17 protein-coding genes are annotated in these 20,735 nt (G+C 50.6%); 9 read left to right on the plus strand and 8 right to left on the minus strand.

Annotated features, from left to right (window positions below; translation table 11 throughout):
- Window positions 1-4: 4 nt before the first annotated feature.
- From ytfE to qorB, 3 genes are all read right to left on the minus strand, one after another.
- Window positions 5-667, minus strand: coding sequence for an iron-sulfur cluster repair protein YtfE (gene ytfE, locus BEB54_RS14310; protein ID WP_105277367.1), 663 nt, complete (start codon window positions 665-667; stop codon window positions 5-7).
- A 107-nt stretch (window positions 668-774) separates the two neighbouring features.
- Entirely contained in the window at window positions 775-1,740 is a 966-nt protein-coding gene (locus BEB54_RS14315; RefSeq protein ID WP_105277368.1) for a DMT family transporter, read from the minus strand.
- A 107-nt stretch (window positions 1,741-1,847) separates the two neighbouring features.
- Entirely contained in the window at window positions 1,848-2,708 is an 861-nt protein-coding gene (gene qorB, locus BEB54_RS14320; protein WP_088541514.1) for an NAD(P)H:quinone oxidoreductase, read from the minus strand.
- A gap of 87 nt (window positions 2,709-2,795) precedes the next feature.
- Here qorB and BEB54_RS14325 point away from each other — a divergent pair, with 87 nt between their 5' ends.
- Window positions 2,796-3,176, plus strand: a complete 381-nt coding sequence (locus BEB54_RS14325; RefSeq protein WP_000075980.1) for a winged helix-turn-helix transcriptional regulator — start codon at window positions 2,796-2,798, stop codon at window positions 3,174-3,176.
- A 124-nt stretch (window positions 3,177-3,300) separates the two neighbouring features.
- Here BEB54_RS14325 and cpdB read toward each other — a convergent pair whose 3' ends face one another.
- Window positions 3,301-5,244: a 2',3'-cyclic-nucleotide 2'-phosphodiesterase gene (gene cpdB, locus BEB54_RS14330; protein WP_088144809.1), complete on the minus strand. Its 1,944-nt coding sequence runs from the start codon at window positions 5,242-5,244 to the stop codon at window positions 3,301-3,303.
- A 189-nt stretch (window positions 5,245-5,433) separates the two neighbouring features.
- Here cpdB and cysQ point away from each other — a divergent pair, with 189 nt between their 5' ends.
- Complete coding sequence (gene cysQ / locus BEB54_RS14335) at window positions 5,434-6,174, plus strand: 3'(2'),5'-bisphosphate nucleotidase CysQ (protein WP_000886904.1); 741 nt, start codon at window positions 5,434-5,436, stop codon at window positions 6,172-6,174.
- 212 nt (window positions 6,175-6,386) lie between these two features.
- Entirely contained in the window at window positions 6,387-7,310 is a 924-nt protein-coding gene (locus BEB54_RS14340) for a hypothetical protein (RefSeq protein ID WP_088144808.1), read from the plus strand.
- Between the two features lie 99 nt (window positions 7,311-7,409).
- Here BEB54_RS14340 and BEB54_RS14350 read toward each other — a convergent pair whose 3' ends face one another.
- Window positions 7,410-7,964, minus strand: coding sequence for a YtfJ family protein (locus BEB54_RS14350; protein WP_088144807.1), 555 nt, complete (start codon window positions 7,962-7,964; stop codon window positions 7,410-7,412).
- 325 nt (window positions 7,965-8,289) lie between these two features.
- Here BEB54_RS14350 and BEB54_RS14355 point away from each other — a divergent pair, with 325 nt between their 5' ends.
- Window positions 8,290-8,496, plus strand: a complete 207-nt coding sequence (locus BEB54_RS14355; protein WP_000689228.1) for a DUF1107 domain-containing protein — start codon at window positions 8,290-8,292, stop codon at window positions 8,494-8,496.
- 62 nt (window positions 8,497-8,558) lie between these two features.
- Here the strand turns inward: BEB54_RS14355 and BEB54_RS14360 are convergent, their stop codons facing one another.
- Together BEB54_RS14360 and msrA are read right to left on the minus strand one after the other, a co-directional pair.
- A complete protein-coding gene (locus BEB54_RS14360) occupies window positions 8,559-9,902 on the minus strand; it encodes a hemolysin family protein (protein ID WP_000934983.1) in 1,344 nt (447 codons plus the stop codon).
- Window positions 9,903-10,224: 322 nt separating this feature from the next.
- Window positions 10,225-10,863, minus strand: coding sequence for a peptide-methionine (S)-S-oxide reductase MsrA (gene msrA / locus BEB54_RS14365; protein ID WP_001355104.1), 639 nt, complete (start codon window positions 10,861-10,863; stop codon window positions 10,225-10,227).
- A gap of 205 nt (window positions 10,864-11,068) precedes the next feature.
- On the opposite strand from msrA, the gene tamA reads away from it, so the two are divergent.
- The 3 genes from tamA to BEB54_RS14385 are packed head-to-tail and all read left to right on the plus strand — an operon-like array spanning window position 11,069 to window position 16,922.
- The gene (gene tamA, locus BEB54_RS14375) at window positions 11,069-12,802 is read left to right on the plus strand and encodes an autotransporter assembly complex protein TamA (RefSeq protein WP_001269316.1); all 1,734 of its coding nucleotides are present in this window, start codon (window positions 11,069-11,071) and stop codon (window positions 12,800-12,802) included.
- Window positions 12,799-16,578 carry an autotransporter assembly complex protein TamB gene (gene tamB, locus BEB54_RS14380; protein WP_088144806.1) on the plus strand — a complete coding sequence of 1,260 codons (3,780 nt, stop codon included), beginning with the start codon at window positions 12,799-12,801 and terminating at the stop codon, window positions 16,576-16,578. Before tamA ends, tamB begins: the two co-directional genes overlap by 4 nt.
- Before the next feature lie 2 nt (window positions 16,579-16,580).
- Window positions 16,581-16,922: a gamma-glutamylcyclotransferase family protein gene (locus tag BEB54_RS14385; RefSeq protein WP_001219160.1), complete on the plus strand. Its 342-nt coding sequence runs from the start codon at window positions 16,581-16,583 to the stop codon at window positions 16,920-16,922.
- A gap of 377 nt (window positions 16,923-17,299) precedes the next feature.
- On the opposite strand, the gene ppa is transcribed toward BEB54_RS14385, so the two are convergent.
- Window positions 17,300-17,830 carry an inorganic diphosphatase gene (gene ppa / locus BEB54_RS14390; RefSeq protein ID WP_000055072.1) on the minus strand — a complete coding sequence of 177 codons (531 nt, stop codon included), beginning with the start codon at window positions 17,828-17,830 and terminating at the stop codon, window positions 17,300-17,302.
- Window positions 17,831-18,139: 309 nt separating this feature from the next.
- Between ppa and ytfQ the strand changes: the two genes are divergently transcribed.
- Both ytfQ and ytfR read left to right on the plus strand, forming a co-directional pair.
- The gene (ytfQ, locus tag BEB54_RS14395) at window positions 18,140-19,096 is read left to right on the plus strand and encodes a galactofuranose ABC transporter substrate-binding protein YtfQ (protein ID WP_000265930.1); all 957 of its coding nucleotides are present in this window, start codon (window positions 18,140-18,142) and stop codon (window positions 19,094-19,096) included.
- Window positions 19,097-19,228: 132 nt separating this feature from the next.
- The gene (gene ytfR / locus BEB54_RS14400) at window positions 19,229-20,731 is read left to right on the plus strand and encodes a galactofuranose ABC transporter, ATP-binding protein YtfR (protein WP_088144805.1); all 1,503 of its coding nucleotides are present in this window, start codon (window positions 19,229-19,231) and stop codon (window positions 20,729-20,731) included.
- Window positions 20,732-20,735: the final 4 nt, after the last annotated feature.

The following is a 20,735-nucleotide window of genomic DNA, read 5'->3' on the forward strand; positions in this document are numbered from 1 at the left end:
TAGATCACTCACCCGCCAGCGCGCGCGGGAACAGCACATTGTTTTCCAGACTGATGTGCTCCATCAGGTCATCAATCAGTTCATTAATACCGTTATACATCGCTTTCCAGGTGGTGCAGGCTTCCGGCGGCGGTGTGACGTTATTGGTAGTGTGTTTGATTACTTCCAGCAGTTCACCCGCTTCATCGTGCTCGCTTTCCATTACGCTAATTGGCCCCATCGCCTGGCTACCCATGCCTTGTTTGAGCATCGGGAAGAGGATCTGCTCTTCTTTCATCATGTGGCTGGAAAGCTCTTCATGCAGCATGGTCAGGTATTTTGTCAGCCCTTTTGGCACGCTCGGTTTGTCGGCGTGAACGCGTTCGACTTTAGTCGCTTGCAGAATCAGTTCCGGCAGTTGTTCACGGTGACGATCGTGGTAGCGCACGATGATATGGTCGATGATTTCCGCCAGTGGGGCGCTACGCCAGTCTTTCTCAATCGGTTGTTCAGCAAGCTTTGCCAGTTCGGCTTCAATGACGTCAACATCCAGTTCTTTACGTGCCGCCGCACGCGCCAGCGTTTGCTTACCGCCGCAGCAGTAATCCATATCATATTGACGAAACAGAGCCGAAGCGCGAGGAATAGAGAGCGCCAGTTCACCTAAAGGTTGGTCGCGATAAGCCATAGCTGATACCTCATTCTTAATAATATAAGATGTATTTTAAATGCATCTTTAAGGCAAATGCTATAACCCTTACGTAGCAGAGGCTTATTTAACTCACTGCCAGCGTGTCAACTTTCTGAGACAGATTCAGTTAAAGGCTTTTCCGGTTTGGCTCTGACCGCAATGACCACGCCAATCACTAACAGCGCGATACCGCTCAGCGTCATTAGCGGCGGCATTTGCTGGCGGAGTAAAAAGGTGTACAGCAAACCTGCCAGCGTTTCGAAAACAATCAACGGCCCAAGAATCACCGTTGGTAATCGCTGGCTGGCGACGTTCCAGCAGAGTGCGCCAACCCATGAGCAAAGCACGGCTATCGCAATCATCAGACTAATAAACACCAGCGGACGGGGGCCAAAAGGTAGGGAGAAGCCCGGCGTTTGCGTATTCAGCCAGTAACAGGCGACGAGATAACCGATGAGCGAAACCGGCAGCGTGACCAGCGCCTGCGCCGTTGCCCACATCATCGGATGTTTGTCTGGGTTTTCCCGCAGCCAACGGGCGTTGCGCAAGGCATACCACGCCCAGCAGACCACGGAAACTAACGCCAACACGATGCCAGAGGTATAACGTGCCCAGTCAAAATCGGGGAGTCCGTGGTCTAACTCAGCAATATTTACACATGCCAGGCCGATGCCAATACAAACCAGCGCCGGGGCGAGTTTCCCCCACGCGAGTTTACCGTCACGCTGGCTATAAAGCAGATTGGCGAAGACAGGAATCACCACCGGCAGGGTGCCGATAATCATCGTGGAAACAGGCGCGCCAGTACGTTGAATGGCACTGGCAAGGCAGAAGTAATAGATGAGGTTGCCCATCATGGTGAGCATCAAGGCGGTAAGCCAGTCGCGACGCGCCAACTGACGCAGACGCACGCGTCCCAGCCAGGCAATGGGCAGCGCAATTAACCCTAACGCCAGATAACGCCCCATCGACTGCAACATCGCCGGGTATTCCGGCACGATCAACGGCCCGACAAATATAAGCCCCCACATCAACCCTGCTAACAGGGCGTACAGCACGCCGCTAATCATTACTGGCATCCATTGGTCTGTCAGAAGAAAGTTCAGGAAGCAGACATGATTGCTCCCCGCATCCCGTCATTATCAGAGAGGATACGGGAGGATGCCACTTTAATTAACTAGTTATTAACATTAAAAAGATGGCTTACGCTCTCGGCTAATGTTGTCGTTGGGCGGCCAATCAATTTGCTAAGCGTTTTGCTGTCATCAAACAGGCCGCCTTTCGATGCGCCAACGTCAGAATCTGCCAGCATATCCGCCAGCCCGTCAGGCAGACCGACGCTTTTCAGCGCCGCGGCGAAATCAGCTTCGCTCAGGTTTTGATAGGTAACCTGTTTGCCGCTCTGTTTGGTGAGTTCCGCCGCTAACTGTGTCAGTGTCCAGGCGCTATCACCTGCCAGTTCATAAACCTTGCCTTCGTGACCTGCTTCGCTAATTACGCGCGCCGCAGCTACCGCATAATCAGCTCGCGTAGCTGAGGCAATTTTGCCATCGCCCGCGGCACCGATAAATACGCCGTGCTCCAGTGCTGCCGGGGCGCTGGCGAGATAGTTTTCGGTGTACCAGCCGTTGCGCAGCAAGGTGTAAGCGATGCCAGAAACAGCCAGCATTTTCTCCGTCTCGATGTGCTCATCGGCGAGGCCGAGCGGGGAGGTATCAGCATGTAGCAGGCTGGTATAAGCGATAAATTTCACGCCCGCCGCCTTAGCGGCATTAATAACATTTCGATGCTGCGGGGCACGTTGCCCCACTTCGCTGGAAGAGATCAGCAGCAGTTTTTCCACTCCCTGAAGCGCAGATGTCAGTGCGGCTTCATCGCCGTAGTCAGCCTGACGTACAGTAATGCCTTGCGCGCTCAATGCCTGCGCTTTTGCCGGGTTACGTGCGATAGCCACTATTTGGCTGGCAGGAACGGTTTTCAGTAAGGAGTTAATAACATGGTGACCAAGTTGGCCGGTTGCGCCGGTAATTGCGATCATGGGAAGCCTCCATCGGTTTGTCTTGTGTTTAAATACGCTACCACCTAAACTTACTTTTAGTAAGTACGTACAAAAAGGTAAGTATGAATGAGCCAGGCTAGCCTGTCGCAACAACTGAAAGAGGGTAACCTCTTCGCCGAACAGTGCCCGTCGCGCGAGGTGTTGAAACACGTCACCAGCCGTTGGGGGGTATTGATTCTGGTCGCGCTTCGCGAAGGTACGCACCGTTTTAGCGACCTGCGCCGCAAGATGGGTGGGGTGAGTGAAAAGATGCTTGCGCAGTCGTTACAGGCGTTAGAGCAGGATGGGTTTCTTAACCGTATCTCTTATCCGGTGGTGCCGCCGCATGTGGAATACAGCCTCACGCCGCTGGGCGAGCAGGTGAGCGAAAAGGTTGCTGCACTGGCGGACTGGATTGAGTTGAATTTGCCTGAGGTGCTGGCAGTGCGGGATGAACGTGCGGCATAACAGCCGGATGCGCTGCGCTTATTCGGCCTACGGTTCATGACCTGTAGGGCGGATAAGATGCAGCAGCACCGCATCCGCCAATAAATGCCGGATGCGGTTCATATCTATAGACGGGAAAAGTGTTTTACTTACTCAAATCCACCTGATAAATCGCAAAGCCGATATCATCGGTCGCGACTTTATTCATCGGATACTGCCCTTTCTCTTTAATAAACTCTGCGGCTTTATCTGACGGAGAGGTTTCGAAACGGATATCCAGTTTCTTATCGCCGGGAATCGGTGCTAAACGCCAGTTGTTATCTGCCGCCGGGTGAATTTCTCCCGCACGCTTCGACTCATCTGCAATCCACGCTGCCAGCACCGAGCGGTTCTCATCCGGTGAAGCAAAAGCGATATGGCTATCGCCCGTACCTGCAAATTTGCCGCCGTAAGCGCGATAGTTATTGGTGGCAACGAGGAACATCGCGTTCGGATCAAGCGGCTTGCCGTTAAAGGTCAGGTTCTTAATCCTTTCCGCATTGGCATTAACCACCTGGCACTCGCCGTCATAGCGAGCGGGCTGAGTAACATCAATCTGATAATTCACACCATCAATGACGTCAAAGTTATAGGTGCGGAAACCATCCCAGTTGATCAGTGACTGTGGTTTCGTGCTGTTGGGATCAATCTGGTTAAACTGTCCGGCGGAGCATTCCAGCCACTCTTTCACCTCTTTACCGCTGGCTTTCACCACAATCAGCGTATTGGGATAGAGGTAAAGATCGGCGGCGTTACGGAAGGTTAATTGGCCTTTTTCCACCTCCACATAGCTTGCCGGATCATTTTTGCGACCACCGACTTTAAACGGTGCGGCAGCTGAAAGCACCGGCAGTTTTGCCAGATCCGGATCGCCCTGAATGTAGTGTTCGACATACGCTTTTTGTGCATTATTCACCACCTGCACGGTCGGATCGTCCTGCACCAGCGCCAAATAGCTATACATATTGTCGGCAGATTTACCGATTGGTTTGCTGACAAACTGGCGTGTGGCGTTGTGATCGGCTTTAAGTGTTTCTACCAGCTTGCTGTCTTCCGCCGCGAGGGATTTTTTATTGGCGATATCGTAAATTGGCCGTGCTTCCGCTTTCGCCTGCGTCACCTGCCATTTTCCGCTGTCATTATTGAGTTGCAGATCGACCACGCCGAGATGATCGCCCCACATGCCCGGCATTACCGCCGGAACGCCGTTCAGCGTGCCTTTGGCGATATCAGCCCCTTTGATATTCGCAAAATCTTTACTCGGGAAGACGGCGTGAGCATGGCCAAACATAATGGCGTCAACGCCCGGAATTTCACTGAGATAATAAACTGAGTTTTCTGCCATCACTTTATACGGATCGGCAGAGAGACCAGAATGCGCCAAAACGACAACAAGATCGGCACCTTTCTCGCGCATTTCAGGTACGTACTTGCGCACAGTTTCCGTTATATCGTTAACGGTGACTTTGCCAGATAAATTAGCTTTATCCCATCCCATAATCTGCGGCGGTACGACGCCAATATAGCCAATCTTCAGCGTCTGTTTTTTTCCGTCTTTATCGATCACTTCGGTGTCTTTAATCAAATACGGTGTAAACATGGGCTGTTTGGTTTTAGCGTCAATGACGTTGGCATTTACATAAGGGAATTTCGCTCCTGCCAGTGCATTTTTCAGGTAATCCAGGCCGTAGTTAAACTCGTGGTTACCGAGTGTGCCGACAGTATAGTCCAGCGTATTTAATGCCTTATAGACAGGGTGAATATCTCCGGCTTTTAATCCTTTCGCCGACATGTAATCGGCCAGCGGACTCCCCTGGATCAAATCGCCATTATCGACCAGTACGCTGTTTTTCACTTCATTGCGGGCATCGTTAATCAGGCTTGCCGTACGTACCAGTCCGAATTTTTCCGTGGCGGTGTCTTTGTAATAATCGAAATCCATCATGTTGCTATGCAGATCAGTGGTTTCCATGATACGCAGATCGACCGTCGCTGCATTCACACTGGCGGCAATCAGCGTGGCCAGGAGCGTTGCGCTAAACTTAATCATCAGGGACATCCTTTTATCATCGGGAATTCGAAAGAAAAGGGAGAATAAACCTCTTACTTTTAGAACAGTGAAGAATGCCACAATTTAACGCTTTGAAAATGATGACACTATCACAGTTGGCGCATTCTTTAACGATAGGGTATAAGTAAAACAACAAGTTAACACCGCTCACAGAGACGAGGTGGAGAAATGTTAGATCAAGTATGCCAGCTTGCACGGAATGCAGGCGATGCCATTATGCAGGTCTACGACGGGACGAAACCGATGGACGTCGTCAGCAAAGCGGACAATTCTCCGGTAACGGCAGCGGATATTGCCGCACACACCGTTATCATGGACGGTTTACGTACGCTGACACCGGATATTCCGGTCCTTTCTGAAGAAGATCCTCCCGGTTGGGAAGTCCGTCAACACTGGCAGCGTTACTGGCTGGTAGACCCGCTGGATGGTACTAAAGAGTTTATTAAACGTAATGGTGAATTCACCGTTAATATTGCGCTCATCGACCACGGCAAACCGATTTTAGGTGTGGTGTATGCGCCGGTAATGAACGTAATGTACAGCGCGGCAGACGGCAAAGCCTGGAAAGAAGAGTGCGGTGTACGCAAGCAGATTCAGGTCCGCGATGCGCGCCCGCCGCTGGTGGTGATCAGCCGTTCCCATGCGGATGCGGAGCTGAAAGAGTATCTGCAACAGCTTGGCGAACATCAAACCACGTCTATCGGCTCTTCGCTGAAATTCTGCCTGGTGGCGGAAGGGCAGGCTCAACTCTATCCGCGTTTCGGGCCAACTAATATTTGGGATACCGCTGCCGGTCACGCAGTTGCGGCAGCGGCCGGAGCACACGTTCACGACTGGCAGGGTAAACCGCTGGATTATACCCCGCGCGAGTCGTTCCTGAATCCTGGGTTCAGAGTCTCTATTTATTAAATATATATGGCAGAAACAGTGTATTTCCTGATTCTGCCATCCTGATTTGTTTCCAACCTAAAAAGTTATAGATATAAAGGGATTGTATTTAAAGTGTAAATATTCTAACGTTAATAAGTTATGTTTTAATAATGAGCTTTTTTTGATAGTTTACTTCTTTAATAAGATATTTAATGGCGACATAGAATAACCAAATATAATAAGGTTGTCATATGTTACCCAAGATCAGACACAATAATTTTTTTGGTGCAGTGGAGTTATTTGTAAAGTCATCGCATACAAAAATACATTCAAATAATTTCTTTAATAATATTCAGCATGCATTTAAGAAAAGGGATTGGATTTCGAATTATGATAGTCTGTTAATTTTAAGGGAGTTCTTTCTTAGAGCAACACAGATTGATAAAAATAGTTATCAGGTGCTTTCATCAAAAGATGAAATCGTTCACGCCATGGATAATTTTCTTATCAGCTTCCGCCTTAAAGATAACGGTGCCGAATATACAATGACATTGCGAGGCACTGGATTTGAATACGAAGAAATCCCTATAACATTAAATGAGTATAACTCATTTATAGACTTTAAAAACCGTGAATTTCCACTAGCACAAAATAGAAGATTGTATGCCTATGATATTTTGCAGAAAAAACAGTCTGACATACCTGAAAGGATTAACGGTTATTTTCGGAAGGCGGCGGGTAACTTATCTTACGATTCTGCTTATTTGGAGAATGTAGTAAGCAAATTAAAACGGGGTAAATTTGAACTTGAAGGGCCAGAAGGTAGCATTAAAGAATGTGAAGGATGGTATTTTTGCGAGGAAATAAATAATAGAAATTATGCCATGGTCATAGAATCTTTGGGCTTTGCTCTTAAAATCTATGGAGGGGATGAGGAATTTCGAACTGGCTCTTATATTTTTTTGCAGGGTGAAGATTACTCTCTTATTTATAATTTTCTGGTTAATGCAGGTTACCAACAAGTGGAAATAACCGAGCAAGTGGAAGCAATTATAAGTGCAAATCTGGCCGCAAACGGTAATTATACCGAAGAAAAGATTTCCGAGAAATATAAATCTACCATTGAAGCGTTTAAAAAAGAGGTAAAACCGTTAAACGCGAATAAGGGTTATTGATACTAGTATGAGTTCGGCGTAAAAACTCAGAGACTTAATTCCCCTATCCCATATATATCGATAGGGGAAATTTATTTTCCAGAATTTATGTTATTAACATTATTTGAGCAACTTTTGCAGCAGGTTCATCACTTGCTGCACCTCTTCCTGAGTGAGCGCACCGTCTTTGGCCCATTGCACTCGACCGTCTTTGCCCAGCACCGCTACAGCGGAACTTTCTTCATCCAGCTGCCAGGCACCGCGCGCGATGCCATTGCTATCGACAATAAACTGCGACCAGGGATAAAGCTTTTTATTACTCTCCAGACTGCTGCGCACAAACATGCCAGAACCCGGAATCGCGTCGTCGGTGTTCACAATGGTGGTGGTCTGGTAACGATCGTGCGGTAACTTTGCTGATTTAATCGCTTCAATCAGCGTCGCGTTTTTCTCTTTTGCAGAGGTGCGACCAGCAATATGTTGCAGTACTCGCACTTTTCCCACTAACTGCGCGCTGTTCCAGGTTTTGTAGCTAAACTGATCTTTATCAAGCACCAACTCGCCCCGATCGGTAATGCCTATCGGTGGCACTCGTTGACCGGTTTCAAACTGATGTGCGGAAGCCATCATCGGCAACAGCAGGCAGGTGAGTGCCAGAATCTTACGTAGGGTCATGGTGTATCCTTCTTATGATATGCAGGTGATCCGACCACTTGGGGTCTGACTTTTAATCATATGTGCTATTTATCGAATTTCCCGCAAGTGTGATGCCAGTTTGCGGTCAAGCGCACAAATCATATGAAAAATGAATGCTTATACTGAAGACCGCGCTTCGGTAAAAAGATAATTCTGAATAATTGTAACCTTTAGGTAAAAAAAGTTATACGCGGTGGAAACATTACCCGGATAGTCTATAGTCACTAAGCATTAAAATTTGCGCCTCATAATAGTTGGGCCGATTGTGGCACCGCAAAGGCGTAATACTCAGCAGGAGATAACAATGAAAATTTTCCAACGGTACAACCCACTGCAGGTGGCGAAGTACGTAAAGATCCTGTTCCGTGGACGGTTATACATCAAGGACGTTGGCGCTTTTGAATTTGATAAGGGTAAGATTCTTATCCCAAAAGTGAAGGATAAGCTGCATTTGTCAGTGATGTCCGAAGTTAACCGTCAGGTTATGCGTCTGCAAACAGAGATGGCTTAACCAAAGTGCTATGCAGTAAATAAGACGGCTCCTGATTCAGGAGCCGTTGATGTTTCTTGGGGTTACGCGACGTTTTCTTCTTTATCTTTAACGTCAGGCAGTTTGGGCGAAAGGGCGGTGGCCTTGCTGTCGATCCGCGTTACCAGCAACTGGTCGATGCGGTAGTTATCGATATCCACCACTTCAAATTTGTAGCCGGCGAATTTCACCGAGTCGGTGCGTTTCGGGATTTTACGCAGCATAAACATCATAAAGCCGCCGATGGTTTCGTAGTTGCCTGACTGCGGGAACTCATCAATATCCAGCACACGCATTACGTCGTCAATCGGGGTGCCGCCATCAATCAACCATGAGTTCTCATCACGGGCGACAATCTGCTCTTCCAGTCCCTGACCGACCAGATCGCCCATTAGTGTGGTCATTACGTCGTTGAGGGTGATGATCCCAACGACCAGCGCGTACTCGTTCATGATCACCGCGAAGTCTTCACCCGCAGTTTTAAAACTTTCCAATGCCTCTGAAAGGGTTAATGTATCCGGCACAATCAGCGTGTTGCGAATTTGTACGCCGCTGTTCAGTGCCAGGCTTTGGTTAGCCAGCACGCGGTTCAGCAGGTCTTTAGAATCGACATAGCCGATGATGTGGTCAATATCTTCATTACAGACGAGGAACTTAGAGTGCGGATGTTCCGCCACCTTATTCTTCAGACTTTGCTCATCTTCGTGGAGATCAAACCAAATCACGTTTTCACGCGGTGTCATTGAAGACGGAACGGTACGGGATTCTAGTTCAAAGACGTTTTCAATCAGCTCGTGTTCCTGTTTACGTAACACGCCCGCCAGCGCACCGGCTTCCACTACCGCGTAGATGTCATCAGAAGTGATGTCATCTTTACGTACCATTGGCAGTTTGAAAATACGGAAGATCATGTTCGCCAGGCCGTTGAAGAACCACACCAGCGGGGTGCAAACGTACAGGCAGAAGCGCATCGGGTTGATGATACGCAAAGCCACCGCTTCTGGCGCAATCATACCGATGCGTTTCGGAGTTAAATCCGCAAACAGGATAAACATGCCAGTTACTAACGAGAAAGAGAGAATAAAGCTCAGTTGCTCAGAGAGTTCCGCCGACATATAGCGGGAGAACAGGCTGTGAAAAGCTGGAGAAAACGCCGCATCACCGACAATACCGCCGAGAATCGCCACTGCGTTAAGACCGATTTGTACCACGGTAAAGAACATGCCAGGATTTTCTTGCATATTCAGAACGCGTTGGGCATTTATATTGCCTTCATCAGCCAGCAGTTTTAGTTTGATTTTGCGTGAAGCGGCAAGTGAGATCTCGGACATCGAGAAGAACGCACTTACAGCGATCAAGCAGAGTATGACAAAAATACTGTTTAACATATCTTATCCGACCTTTCAGGCCAGATCCTCGGAAGGGGAAGTTGATTAATTTGTGTGAAATACACATTGAAAGCCGATTCGAAGAAAGTGAACCGGCATTTTCAGTGGCTAGTATAGCGTAAGGTACTGTAAAGTCGCCAGAGGGTTAAAATTCAGACGACTGATAAATGCAAAACTGCCTGATGCGCTATGCTGTTCAGGCCTACGAAGTCTCTGCAATACATTGAATTTTGAGGATTTTGTAGACCTGGCAAGGCGTTTACGCCGCATCCGGCATAAACAAAGCTCACTTTATCAACAATCTGAATTTGTAACCGTAACGCTATGCTTCCGGCGGCAGACAGACGCCAATTCCGCCAATTCCACAGTAACCATATGGGTTTTTATGCAGATATTGCTGGTGGTCATCTTCGGCATAATAAAATGGTGAGGCGTTAGCGATTTCCGTGGTGATGTGACGATCGTCATCGGCGGCAAGCATCGCCGCCTGAAAACGCTCCAGACTGGCACGAGCGGCGGCATCCTGTTCTGGGGTCAGCGGATAAATCGCTGAACGATACTGCGTGCCGTGGTCATTGCCCTGACGCATTCCCTGGGCGGGATCGTGATTCTCCCAAAATACTTGTAGCAACTGCTCATAGCTGATGACGGAAGGATCGTAAACAATGCGCACCGCTTCGGCATGACCAGTATCACCGGAGCACACTTCCCGATAAGTGGGGTTTGGCGTATATCCGCCGGTGTAACCTGCGGCGGTGCTGTAAACGCCGGGTAACTGCCAGAACAGACGCTCCACACCCCAGAAACAACCCATCGCAAAAATGGCAATCTCCATTCCGTCAGGTACATTGGTCATTGAGTGACCATTGACCGCATGCAGCGTGGCTACGGGCATCGGGGTGTTACGTCCAGGCAGGGCATCGGCGGGGGAAACCAGATGCTTTTTATCAAATAAACTCATGGTGTCGCTCTCCCGAAAATCGGTCATTGGGGTTAAGGTTGTAACAAGAGACGTATTTGCACACAATAACCACCGTGAATAGGTCTAAAGTAAAACATAAGAAATATTTGGGGTTTAGTCTGCTTTTTAATCCATATTACTGGATTTTTGTTAAGCCGTTTAACGGCGTTCCAGGGGCAGGAATAAAGGATATTCAGGAGAAAATGTGCGCTATATCCGACAGTTATGCTGTGTAAGCTTACTCTGCTTAAGCGGATCTGCCGTCGCCGCGAACGTCCGTCTACAGGTCGAAGGGTTATCGGGACAACTGGAAAAGAACGTTCGTGCACAGCTTTCAACAATTGAAAGTGATGAAGTGACGCCAGACCGTCGCTTTCGCGCACGCGTCGATGATGCCATCCGCGAAGGTCTGAAAGCGCTGGGTTATTACCAGCCGACCATTGAATTTGATCTCCGTCCACCGCCAAAGAAAGGGCGGCAGGTATTGATCGCCAAAGTCACGCCAGGCGTGCCGGTGTTAATTGGCGGCACCGATGTGGTATTGCGCGGCGGCGCGCGGACCGATAAAGACTATTTGAAATTGCTCGATACTCGCCCGGCTATTGGTACGGTACTGAACCAGGGCGATTATGAAAATTTCAAAAAGTCCTTAACCAGCATTGCGTTGCGTAAAGGTTATTTCGATAGCGAATTTACCAAAGCGCAGCTGGGCATTGCGCTCGGCCTGCATAAAGCCTTCTGGGATATTGATTATAACAGTGGCGAACGTTACCGCTTTGGGCATGTGACCTTTGAAGGATCACAAATCCGCGATGAATACTTGCAAAATCTGGTGCCGTTTAAAGAGGGCGATGAGTACGAGTCGAAAGATCTCGCGGAACTGAACCGCCGACTTTCTGCTACCGGCTGGTTTAACTCGGTGGTGGTTGCACCACAATTTGATAAAGCGCGCGAAACGAAAGTATTACCGTTGACGGGCGTGGTTTCGCCGCGCACAGAAAACACCATCGAAACCGGGGTCGGTTACTCTACAGACGTGGGACCGCGCGTGAAAGCGACGTGGAAAAAACCATGGATGAACTCTTACGGTCACAGTCTGACCACCAGTACCAGTATTTCCGCGCCGGAACAGATCCTCGACTTCAGCTATAAAATGCCGCTGCTGAAGAACCCGCTGGAACAATATTATTTGGTGCAGGGCGGTTTTAAGCGCACTGACCTGAACGATACCGAGTCTGACTCCACGACGCTGGTGGCTTCTCGCTACTGGGATCTTTCCAGCGGCTGGCAGCGTGCCATTAACCTGCGCTGGAGTCTCGACCACTTTACCCAGGGTGAAATTACCAACACCACGATGCTGTTTTATCCGGGGGTGATGATTAGCCGCACGCGTTCTCGTGGTGGCCTGATGCCAACCTGGGGCGACTCGCAACGTTACTCTATCGACTACTCCAACACGGCCTGGGGCTCGGATGTCGATTTCTCCGTTTTCCAGGCGCAGAACGTCTGGATCCGCACACTGTACGATCGCCATCGTTTTGTGACACGCGGCACGCTGGGCTGGATTGAAACGGGTGATTTCGACAAAGTACCGCCGGATCTGCGTTTCTTCGCCGGGGGCGACCGCAGTATTCGTGGCTACAAATACAAATCTATCGCCCCGAAATACGCCAACGGTGACCTGAAAGGGGCATCGAAGTTGATAACCGGATCGCTGGAGTACCAGTACAACGTGACCGGAAAATGGTGGGGCGCGGTGTTTGTCGATAGTGGCGAAGCGGTAAGCGATATTCGCCGTAGCGACTTTAAAACCGGTACTGGGGTTGGCGTGCGCTGGGAATCGCCGGTCGGGCCAATCAAACTCGATTTTGCCGTACCGGTCGCAGATAAAGACGAGCACGGGTTACAGTTTTACATCGGTCTGGGGCCAGAATTATGAGTTTATGGAAAAAAATCAGCCTCGGCGTGGTTATCGTTATCTTACTGTTGCTGGGAGCGGTGGCGTTTCTGGTGGGCACCACCAGCGGCCTGCATCTGGTATTTAAAGCGGCGGATCGCTGGGTGCCGGGGCTGGATATTGGCAAGGTCACCGGCGGCTGGCGCGATCTCACCTTGTCTGACGTTCGTTATGAGCAGCCAGGCGTGGCGGTAAAAGCGGGCAATCTCCATCTGGCGGTCGGGCTGGATTGTCTGTGGAACAGTAGCGTTTGTATTAATGACCTGGCGCTGAAAGACATTCAGGTCAACATCGACAGTAAAAAAATGCCCCCTTCTGAACAGGTTGAAGAAGAGGAAGATAGCGGGCCGCTGGATCTCTCCACGCCGTATCCCATCACCCTGACGCGGGTGGCGCTGGATAACGTCAACATCAAGATTGATGACACCACGGTATCGGTGATGGACTTCACCTCCGGCCTGAACTGGCAGGAGAAAACCCTGACCCTGAAACCGACGTCGCTGAAAGGCCTGTTGATTGCTTTGCCGAAAGTGGCGGAAGTGGCGCAGGAAGAGGTGGTCGAACCGAAGATTGAAAATCCGCAGCCGGATGAAAAACCGCTCGGCGAAACGCTGAAAGATCTCTTTTCTCGCCCGGTATTGCCGGAAATGACCGACGTGCATTTGCCGCTCAACCTGAATATTGAAGAGTTTAAGGGCGAGCAGTTGCGCGTGACAGGCGACACGGACATCACCGTGAGCACCATGCTGCTGAAAGTGAGCAGCATCGACGGTAATACCAAACTGGACGCCCTGGATATCGATTCCAATCAAGGGATCGTCAACGCCAGCGGCACGGCGCAGCTATCAGACAACTGGCCGGTGGATATCACCCTCAACAGCACACTGAACGTGGAGCCGCTGAAAGGCGAAAAGGTGAAGCTGAAAGTGGGTGGTGCGCTGCGCGAACAGCTGGAGATAGGCGTTAACCTTTCTGGCCCGGTAGATATGGATCTGCGCGCCCAGACGCGGCTGGCAGAAGCTGGATTGCCGCTCAACGTGGAAGTGAACAGCAAACAGCTTTACTGGCCGTTCACTGGTGAGAAGCAATATCAGGCGGATGATCTGAAACTGAAACTCACCGGTAAAATGACCGATTACACGCTCTCTATGCGCACGGCAGTGAAGGGACAGGAGATCCCGCCAGCCACCATTACCCTTGATGCCAAAGGTAATGAACAGCAGGTCAATCTCGACAAACTTACCGTCGCGGCGCTGGAAGGGAAAACTGAACTCAAGGTGTTGCTCGACTGGCAGCAGGCAATTAGCTGGCGCGGTGAGTTAACGCTTAATGGCATTAACACCGCGAAAGAGTTCCCGGAGTGGCCGTCGAAACTCAATGGTTTGATTAAAACGCGCGGTAGTCTGTATGGCGGCACCTGGCAGATGGACGTGCCGGAGTTGAAGCTGACCGGTAACGTCAAACAGAACAAAGTGAATGTTGACGGTACACTAAAAGGCAACAGTTACATGCAGTGGACCATCCCTGGGTTGCATCTGGAACTGGGGCCAAACAGTGCCGAAGTGAAAGGTGAACTGGGGGTAAAAGATCTCAATCTTGATGCCACCATCAACGCGCCGGGGCTGGATAATGCGCTACCAGGACTGGGTGGTACAGCGAAAGGGTTGGTGAAAGTACGCGGCACGGTGGAAGCACCGCAGCTGCTGGCCGATATCACCGCGCGCGGTCTGCGCTGGCAGGAACTTTCCGTGGCGCAGGTTCGCGTAGAAGGTGATATCAAATCCACCGACCAGATTGCGGGTAAACTCGACGTGCGCGTTGAGCAAATCTCGCAGCCGGATGTGAATATCAACCTCGTCACCCTGAATGCAAAAGGTAGTGAAAAGCAGCATGAGTTACAGTTGCGGATTCAGGGTGAGCCGGTTTCCGGGCAGCTTAATCTGGCAGGCAGTTTTGATCGCAAAGAAGAACGCTGGAAGGGAACACTTAGCAATACCCGCTTCCAGACGCCGGTCGGTCCGTGGTCGCTGACCCGCGATATTGCGCTGGATTACCGCAATCAGGAGCAAAAAATCAGCATCGGGCCACACTGCTGGCTTAACCCGAATGCAGAACTGTGCGTGCCACAAACCATTGATGCCGGGGCTGAAGGGCGTGCGGTGGTGAATCTCAACCGCTTCGACCTGGCCATGCTGAAACCGTTTATGCCAGAAACCACTCAGGCCAGCGGTATCTTCACGGGTAAAGCGGATGTCGCCTGGGACACCACCAAAGAGGGACTGCCGCAGGGCAGTATCACCCTTTCGGGGCGTAACGTGCAGGTAACGCAAACCGTCAACGATGCGGCGCTGCCCGTGGCGTTTCAGACGCTGAATCTGACGGCGGAGTTACGTAACAACCGTGCCGAATTGGGCTGGACCATTCGCCTGACCAATAACGGCCAGTTTGATGGACAGGTGCAGGTGACCGATCCGCAAGGCCGCCGTAATCTTGGTGGCAACGTCAATATCCGTAACTTCAACCTTGCGATGATAAACCCCATCTTTACCCGTGGGGAAAAAGCAGCGGGGATGGTGAGTGCCAACTTACGTCTGGGTGGTGATGTACAAAGCCCGCAGTTGTTTGGGCAGCTCCAGGTTACGGGGGTGGATATCGACGGCAACTTTATGCCGTTTGATATGCAGCCGAGCCAGCTTGCGGTCAACTTTAACGGTATGCGCTCGACTCTTGCCGGTACCGTGCGGACCCAGCAGGGTGAGATCTACCTGAACGGCGACGCCGACTGGAGCCAGATTGAAAACTGGCGGTCGCGGGTAACAGCGAAGGGCAGTAAAGTGCGTATCACCGTGCCGCCGATGGTACGAATGGATGTATCACCAGATGTTGTATTCGAGGCTACACCAAACCTGTTTACCCTTGATGGTCGCGTGGATGTCCCGTGGGCGCGCATCGTAGTGCACGATCTGCCGGAAAGCGCGGTGGGTGTCTCCAGCGATGTGGTGATGCTTAACGATAACCTGCAACCGGAAGAGCCGAAAACGGCGTCGATTCCGATTAACAGCAACCTGATTGTCCACGTTGGCAACAATGTGCGCATTGACGCCTTTGGCCTGAAAGCGCGGCTGACGGGCGATCTTAACGTCGTACAGGATAAACAAGGGCTGGGCCTGAACGGGCAGATCAACATCCCTGAAGGTCGCTTCCATGCCTATGGTCAGGATCTGATTGTGCGTAAGGGTGAGCTACTGTTCTCTGGTCCGCCGGATCAACCGTATCTTAATATCGAAGCTATTCGTAACCCGGATGCTACAGAAGACGACGTAATCGCCGGAGTTCGCGTCACTGGTCTGGCGGACGAACCGAAAGCGGAGATCTTCTCTGACCCGGCCATGTCGCAACAGGCCGCGCTTTCCTACCTGCTACGTGGACAAGGGTTGGAGAGCGATCAGAGTGACAGTGCGGCGATGACCTCAATGCTGATTGGTCTGGGGGTTGCACAAAGTGGTCAGATTGTGGGTAAAATCGGCGAGACGTTTGGCGTAAGCAATTTAGCGCTCGACACAGAGGGAGTAGGCGACTCCTCCCAGGTGGTGGTCAGCGGCTATGTATTGCCAGGTCTGCAAGTGAAATACGGCGTGGGTATATTTGACTCAATAGCAACACTCACGTTACGTTATCGCCTGATGCCTAAGCTATATCTGGAAGCCGTGTCTGGTGTAGACCAGGCACTGGATTTGCTCTATCAGTTCGAGTTTTAGCAATGCGAATATTTGTCTACGGCAGTTTACGCCACAAACAAGGCAACAGTCACTGGATGACCAATGCCCAGTTACTGGGTGATTTCAGTATCGATAACTACCAGTTGTATAGCCTGGGCCACTATCCAGGCGCAGTTCCGGGGAACGGAACAGTACACGGTGAAGTTTATCGTATTGACAACGCCACGCTGGCCGAACTTGATGCCTTGCGCACCAGGGGCGGTGAATACGCGCGCCAGTTGATTCAGACGCCGTACGGGAGTGCATGGATGTACGTTTATCAACGACCCGTCGATGGATTAAAGCTAATTGAAAGCGGCGACTGGTTAGACAGGGATAAGTAATAATAAAAGCACGCCACCTTTGGGTGGCGTTGTTTTATGCGATGTATCTCGCGATTTTTTTTGTAACTTCCCTATCTTTAGCTTTTCTCTCCGAGCCGCTTTCCATATCCGTAAACGCATAAAAAACTCTGCTGGCGTTCACAATTACGTAGGGGTAAAACGGGGGCATGCTTTGAACGGTGAGAATGAGTGAGGTCGGCTAATTTCCAGCAAGCGGCTATGAACAGCAAAATGGTGGTCGTGTTTGCTTGTTCTTACCGTTCAAGCCTTGCAAGCGCTGAGAATAATGATAGGGGAATAGAGAGTTTATTTATCGCGGGCATAAAAAACCCTTACTAACCGAAGCCCGGCGTTCAGGGTTATGGCACTAGAAGAACTTATTTATTCTTTGCGCGCTCGAAGGAGGCAACGATTTCAGCTTTAGCGGCTTCTGCGTTTTCCCAGCCTTCAACTTTCACCCACTTGCCTTTTTCGAGGTCTTTGTAGTGCTCGAAGAAGTGAGCGATCTGTGCTTTCAGCAGTTCAGGCAGATCGTTAACGTCTTTGATGTGATCGTATTCTTTGCTCAGCTTGGTGTGCGGAACAGCAATCAGTTTCGCATCTTCACCAGCTTCGTCGGTCATTTTCAGAACGCCAACCGGACGGCAGCGAATCACAGAACCTGGCTGCAGCGGGTACGGAGTCGGGACCAGTACGTCAACCGGGTCACCGTCCAGAGACAGGGTGTGGTTGATGTAACCGTAGTTGCACGGATAGAACATCGCGGTGGACATGAAGCGGTCAACGAACAGTGCGCCGCTCTCTTTGTCGATTTCGTATTTGATCGGATCTGCGTTAGCCGGGATCTCAATAACAACGTAGATGTCTTCCGGCAGATCTTTACCCGCAGGGACGTTGAGTAAGCTCATGTCTGTTTCCTTTAAAAATATGTGGCAAACAAGTGCCGAGTATTATAGCCAACTCGCGCCGAATGTCTTCGCTTGTTTTCGTCTTCATTTTCCTTTTTCGCCAGTTTTAAGAAGGTTTACAGAGCAGGAAAATCCATAACCGTAGCCGCATTTTTCATAGTGAGATGAAAGCGATTACAAACTTGTGATTAACGTTTTATTTACTTTTTTGAAGTGTGATGTAACGCAATCCGTTACATAACGAATTGTCTATAGTTTTTTCGCGAACATCTTTTCACCAATAATAATTACCCCGACGAGGACAACCCTATGTGGAAACGCTTACTTGTAGTCTCTGCAGTCTCGGCAGCCATGTCGTCTATGGCGTTGGCTGCTCCATTAACCGTTGGATTTTCGCAGGTCGGATCGGAATCCGGCTGGCGCGCCGCAGAAACCAATGTGGCGAAAAGTGAAGCCGAAAAGCGCGGAATTACGTTGAAAATTGCCGATGGTCAGCAAAAGCAGGAAAACCAGATTAAAGCGGTACGTTCCTTCGTTGCACAAGGGGTGGATGCGATCTTTATCGCTCCGGTGGTGGCGACTGGTTGGGAACCGGTATTAAAAGAGGCGAAAGATGCCGAAATCCCGGTCTTCTTGCTTGACCGTTCCATCGATGTGAAAGACAAATCTCTCTATATGACCACCGTCACTGCCGACAACATCCTCGAAGGCAAATTGATCGGTGACTGGCTGGTAAAAGAAGTGAATGGCAAACCATGCAACGTGGTGGAGCTGCAGGGCACCGTTGGGGCCAGCGTCGCCATTGACCGTAAGAAAGGCTTTGCCGAAGCCATTAAGAATGCGCCAAATATCAAAATTATCCGCTCGCAGTCAGGTGACTTTACCCGTAGTAAAGGCAAAGAAGTGATGGAGAGCTTTATCAAAGCGGAAAACAACGGCAAAAACATCTGCATGGTTTACGCCCATAACGATGACATGGTGATTGGTGCAATTCAGGCAATTAAAGAAGCGGGCCTGAAACCGGGCAAAGATATCCTCACGGGTTCCATTGACGGTGTGCCGGACATCTACAAAGCGATGATTGATGGCGAAGCGAACGCCAGCGTTGAACTGACGCCGAATATGGCAGGCCCTGCTTTTGACGCGCTGGAGAAATACAAAAAAGACGGCACCCTGCCTGAAAAGCTGACGCTGACCAAATCCACCCTTTACCTGCCTGATACCGCAAAAGAAGAGTTAGAGAAGAAGAAAAATATGGGGTATTGAGGGGCATCAATGCCTGATGCCGACTTGTGGGCCGCCGGATAAGGCATTCACGCCGCATCCGGCGGTTGTGCGAGATGCCTGATGCGACGCTGTTGTGTCTTATCTGGCGCACGCTTTACTACGGGGGAAACTATGAATACTAACCAACACCAGGAAATCCTCCGCACCGAAGGATTAAGTAAATTTTTCCCCGGCGTCAAAGCGTTAGACAACGTTGATTTCAGCCTGCGCCGTGGTGAAATCATGGCGCTGCTCGGTGAAAACGGGGCGGGAAAATCAACGCTAATCAAAGCATTAACCGGTGTCTACCACGCCGATCGTGGCACCATCTGGCTGGAAGGCCAGACTATCTCACCGAAAAATACCGCCCACGCACAACAACTCGGCATCGGCACCGTCTATCAGGAAGTCAACCTGCTACCCAATATGTCGGTCGCTGATAATCTATTCATAGGTCGCGAACCCAAACGTTTCGGCCTTCTACGCCGTAAAGAGATGGAAAAGCGCGCTACCAAACTGATGGCATCGTATGGTTTCTCCCTCGATGTGCGTGAACCGCTCAACCGCTTTTCAGTGGCGATGCAGCAAATCGTCGCTATTTGTCGGGCTATCGATCTCTCCGCCAAAGTGTTAATCCTCGATGAACCTACCGCCAGCCTCGATACCCAAGAAGTAGAGTTGCTGTTTGGCCTGATGCGCCAGCTTCGCGATCGCGGTGTCAGCTTGATCTTCGTCACTCACTTTCTCGATCAGGTTTATCAGGTCAGCGATCGGATCACCGTCTTACGCAACGGCAGTTTCGTTGGCTGTCGGGAAACTCGTGAGCTACCACAAATCGAACTGGTGAAAATGATGCTGGGGCGCGAGCTGGATACCCATGCGCTACAGCGTGCCGGAAGAACATTGCTGAGTGACAATCCTGTTGCCGCATTTAAAGATTACGGCAAGAAAGGAACGATCGCGCCGTTTGATCTGGAAGTACGTCCTGGTGAGATCGTCGGGCTGGCAGGTTTGCTGGGATCAGGGCGGACAGAAACCGCTGAAGTGATCTTCGGCATCAAACCAGCCGATAGCGGCACGGCGCTGATCAAAGGCAAACCGCAAACGCTACGATCGCCACATCAGGCTTCGGTACTGGGCATCGGCTTTTGCCCGGAAGACAGGAAAACTGATGGCATCATCGCCGCCGCCTCAGTGCGGGAAAATATCATCCTCGCTCTCCAGGCCCAGCGCGGCTGGCTACGGCCGATTTCCCGTAAAGAACAGCAAGAGATTGCCGAACGTTTTATCCGTCAGCTGGGCATTCGTACTCCTTCCACCGAACAACCGATTGAATTTCTCTCCGGCGGCAATCAGCAAAAAGTGTTGCTCTCACGCTGGCTGCTGACTCGTCCGCAGTTTCTGATCCTCGATGAGCCAACGCGTGGCATTGACGTTGGCGCCCATGCCGAGATTATTCGCCTGATTGAAACGCTGTGCGCCGATGGTCTGGCGCTGCTGGTGATCTCTTCCGAACTGGAAGAGCTGGTGGGCTATGCCGATCGGGTGATTATCATGCGCGATCGCAAACAGGTGGCGGTGATCCCGCTGGCAGAGCTTTCCGTTCCGGCGATCATGAACGCCATTGCGGCGTAAGGAG

Source organism: Escherichia sp. MOD1-EC6021 (genome assembly GCF_002965245.1).
GTDB lineage: Bacteria > Pseudomonadota > Gammaproteobacteria > Enterobacterales > Enterobacteriaceae > Escherichia > Escherichia coli_F.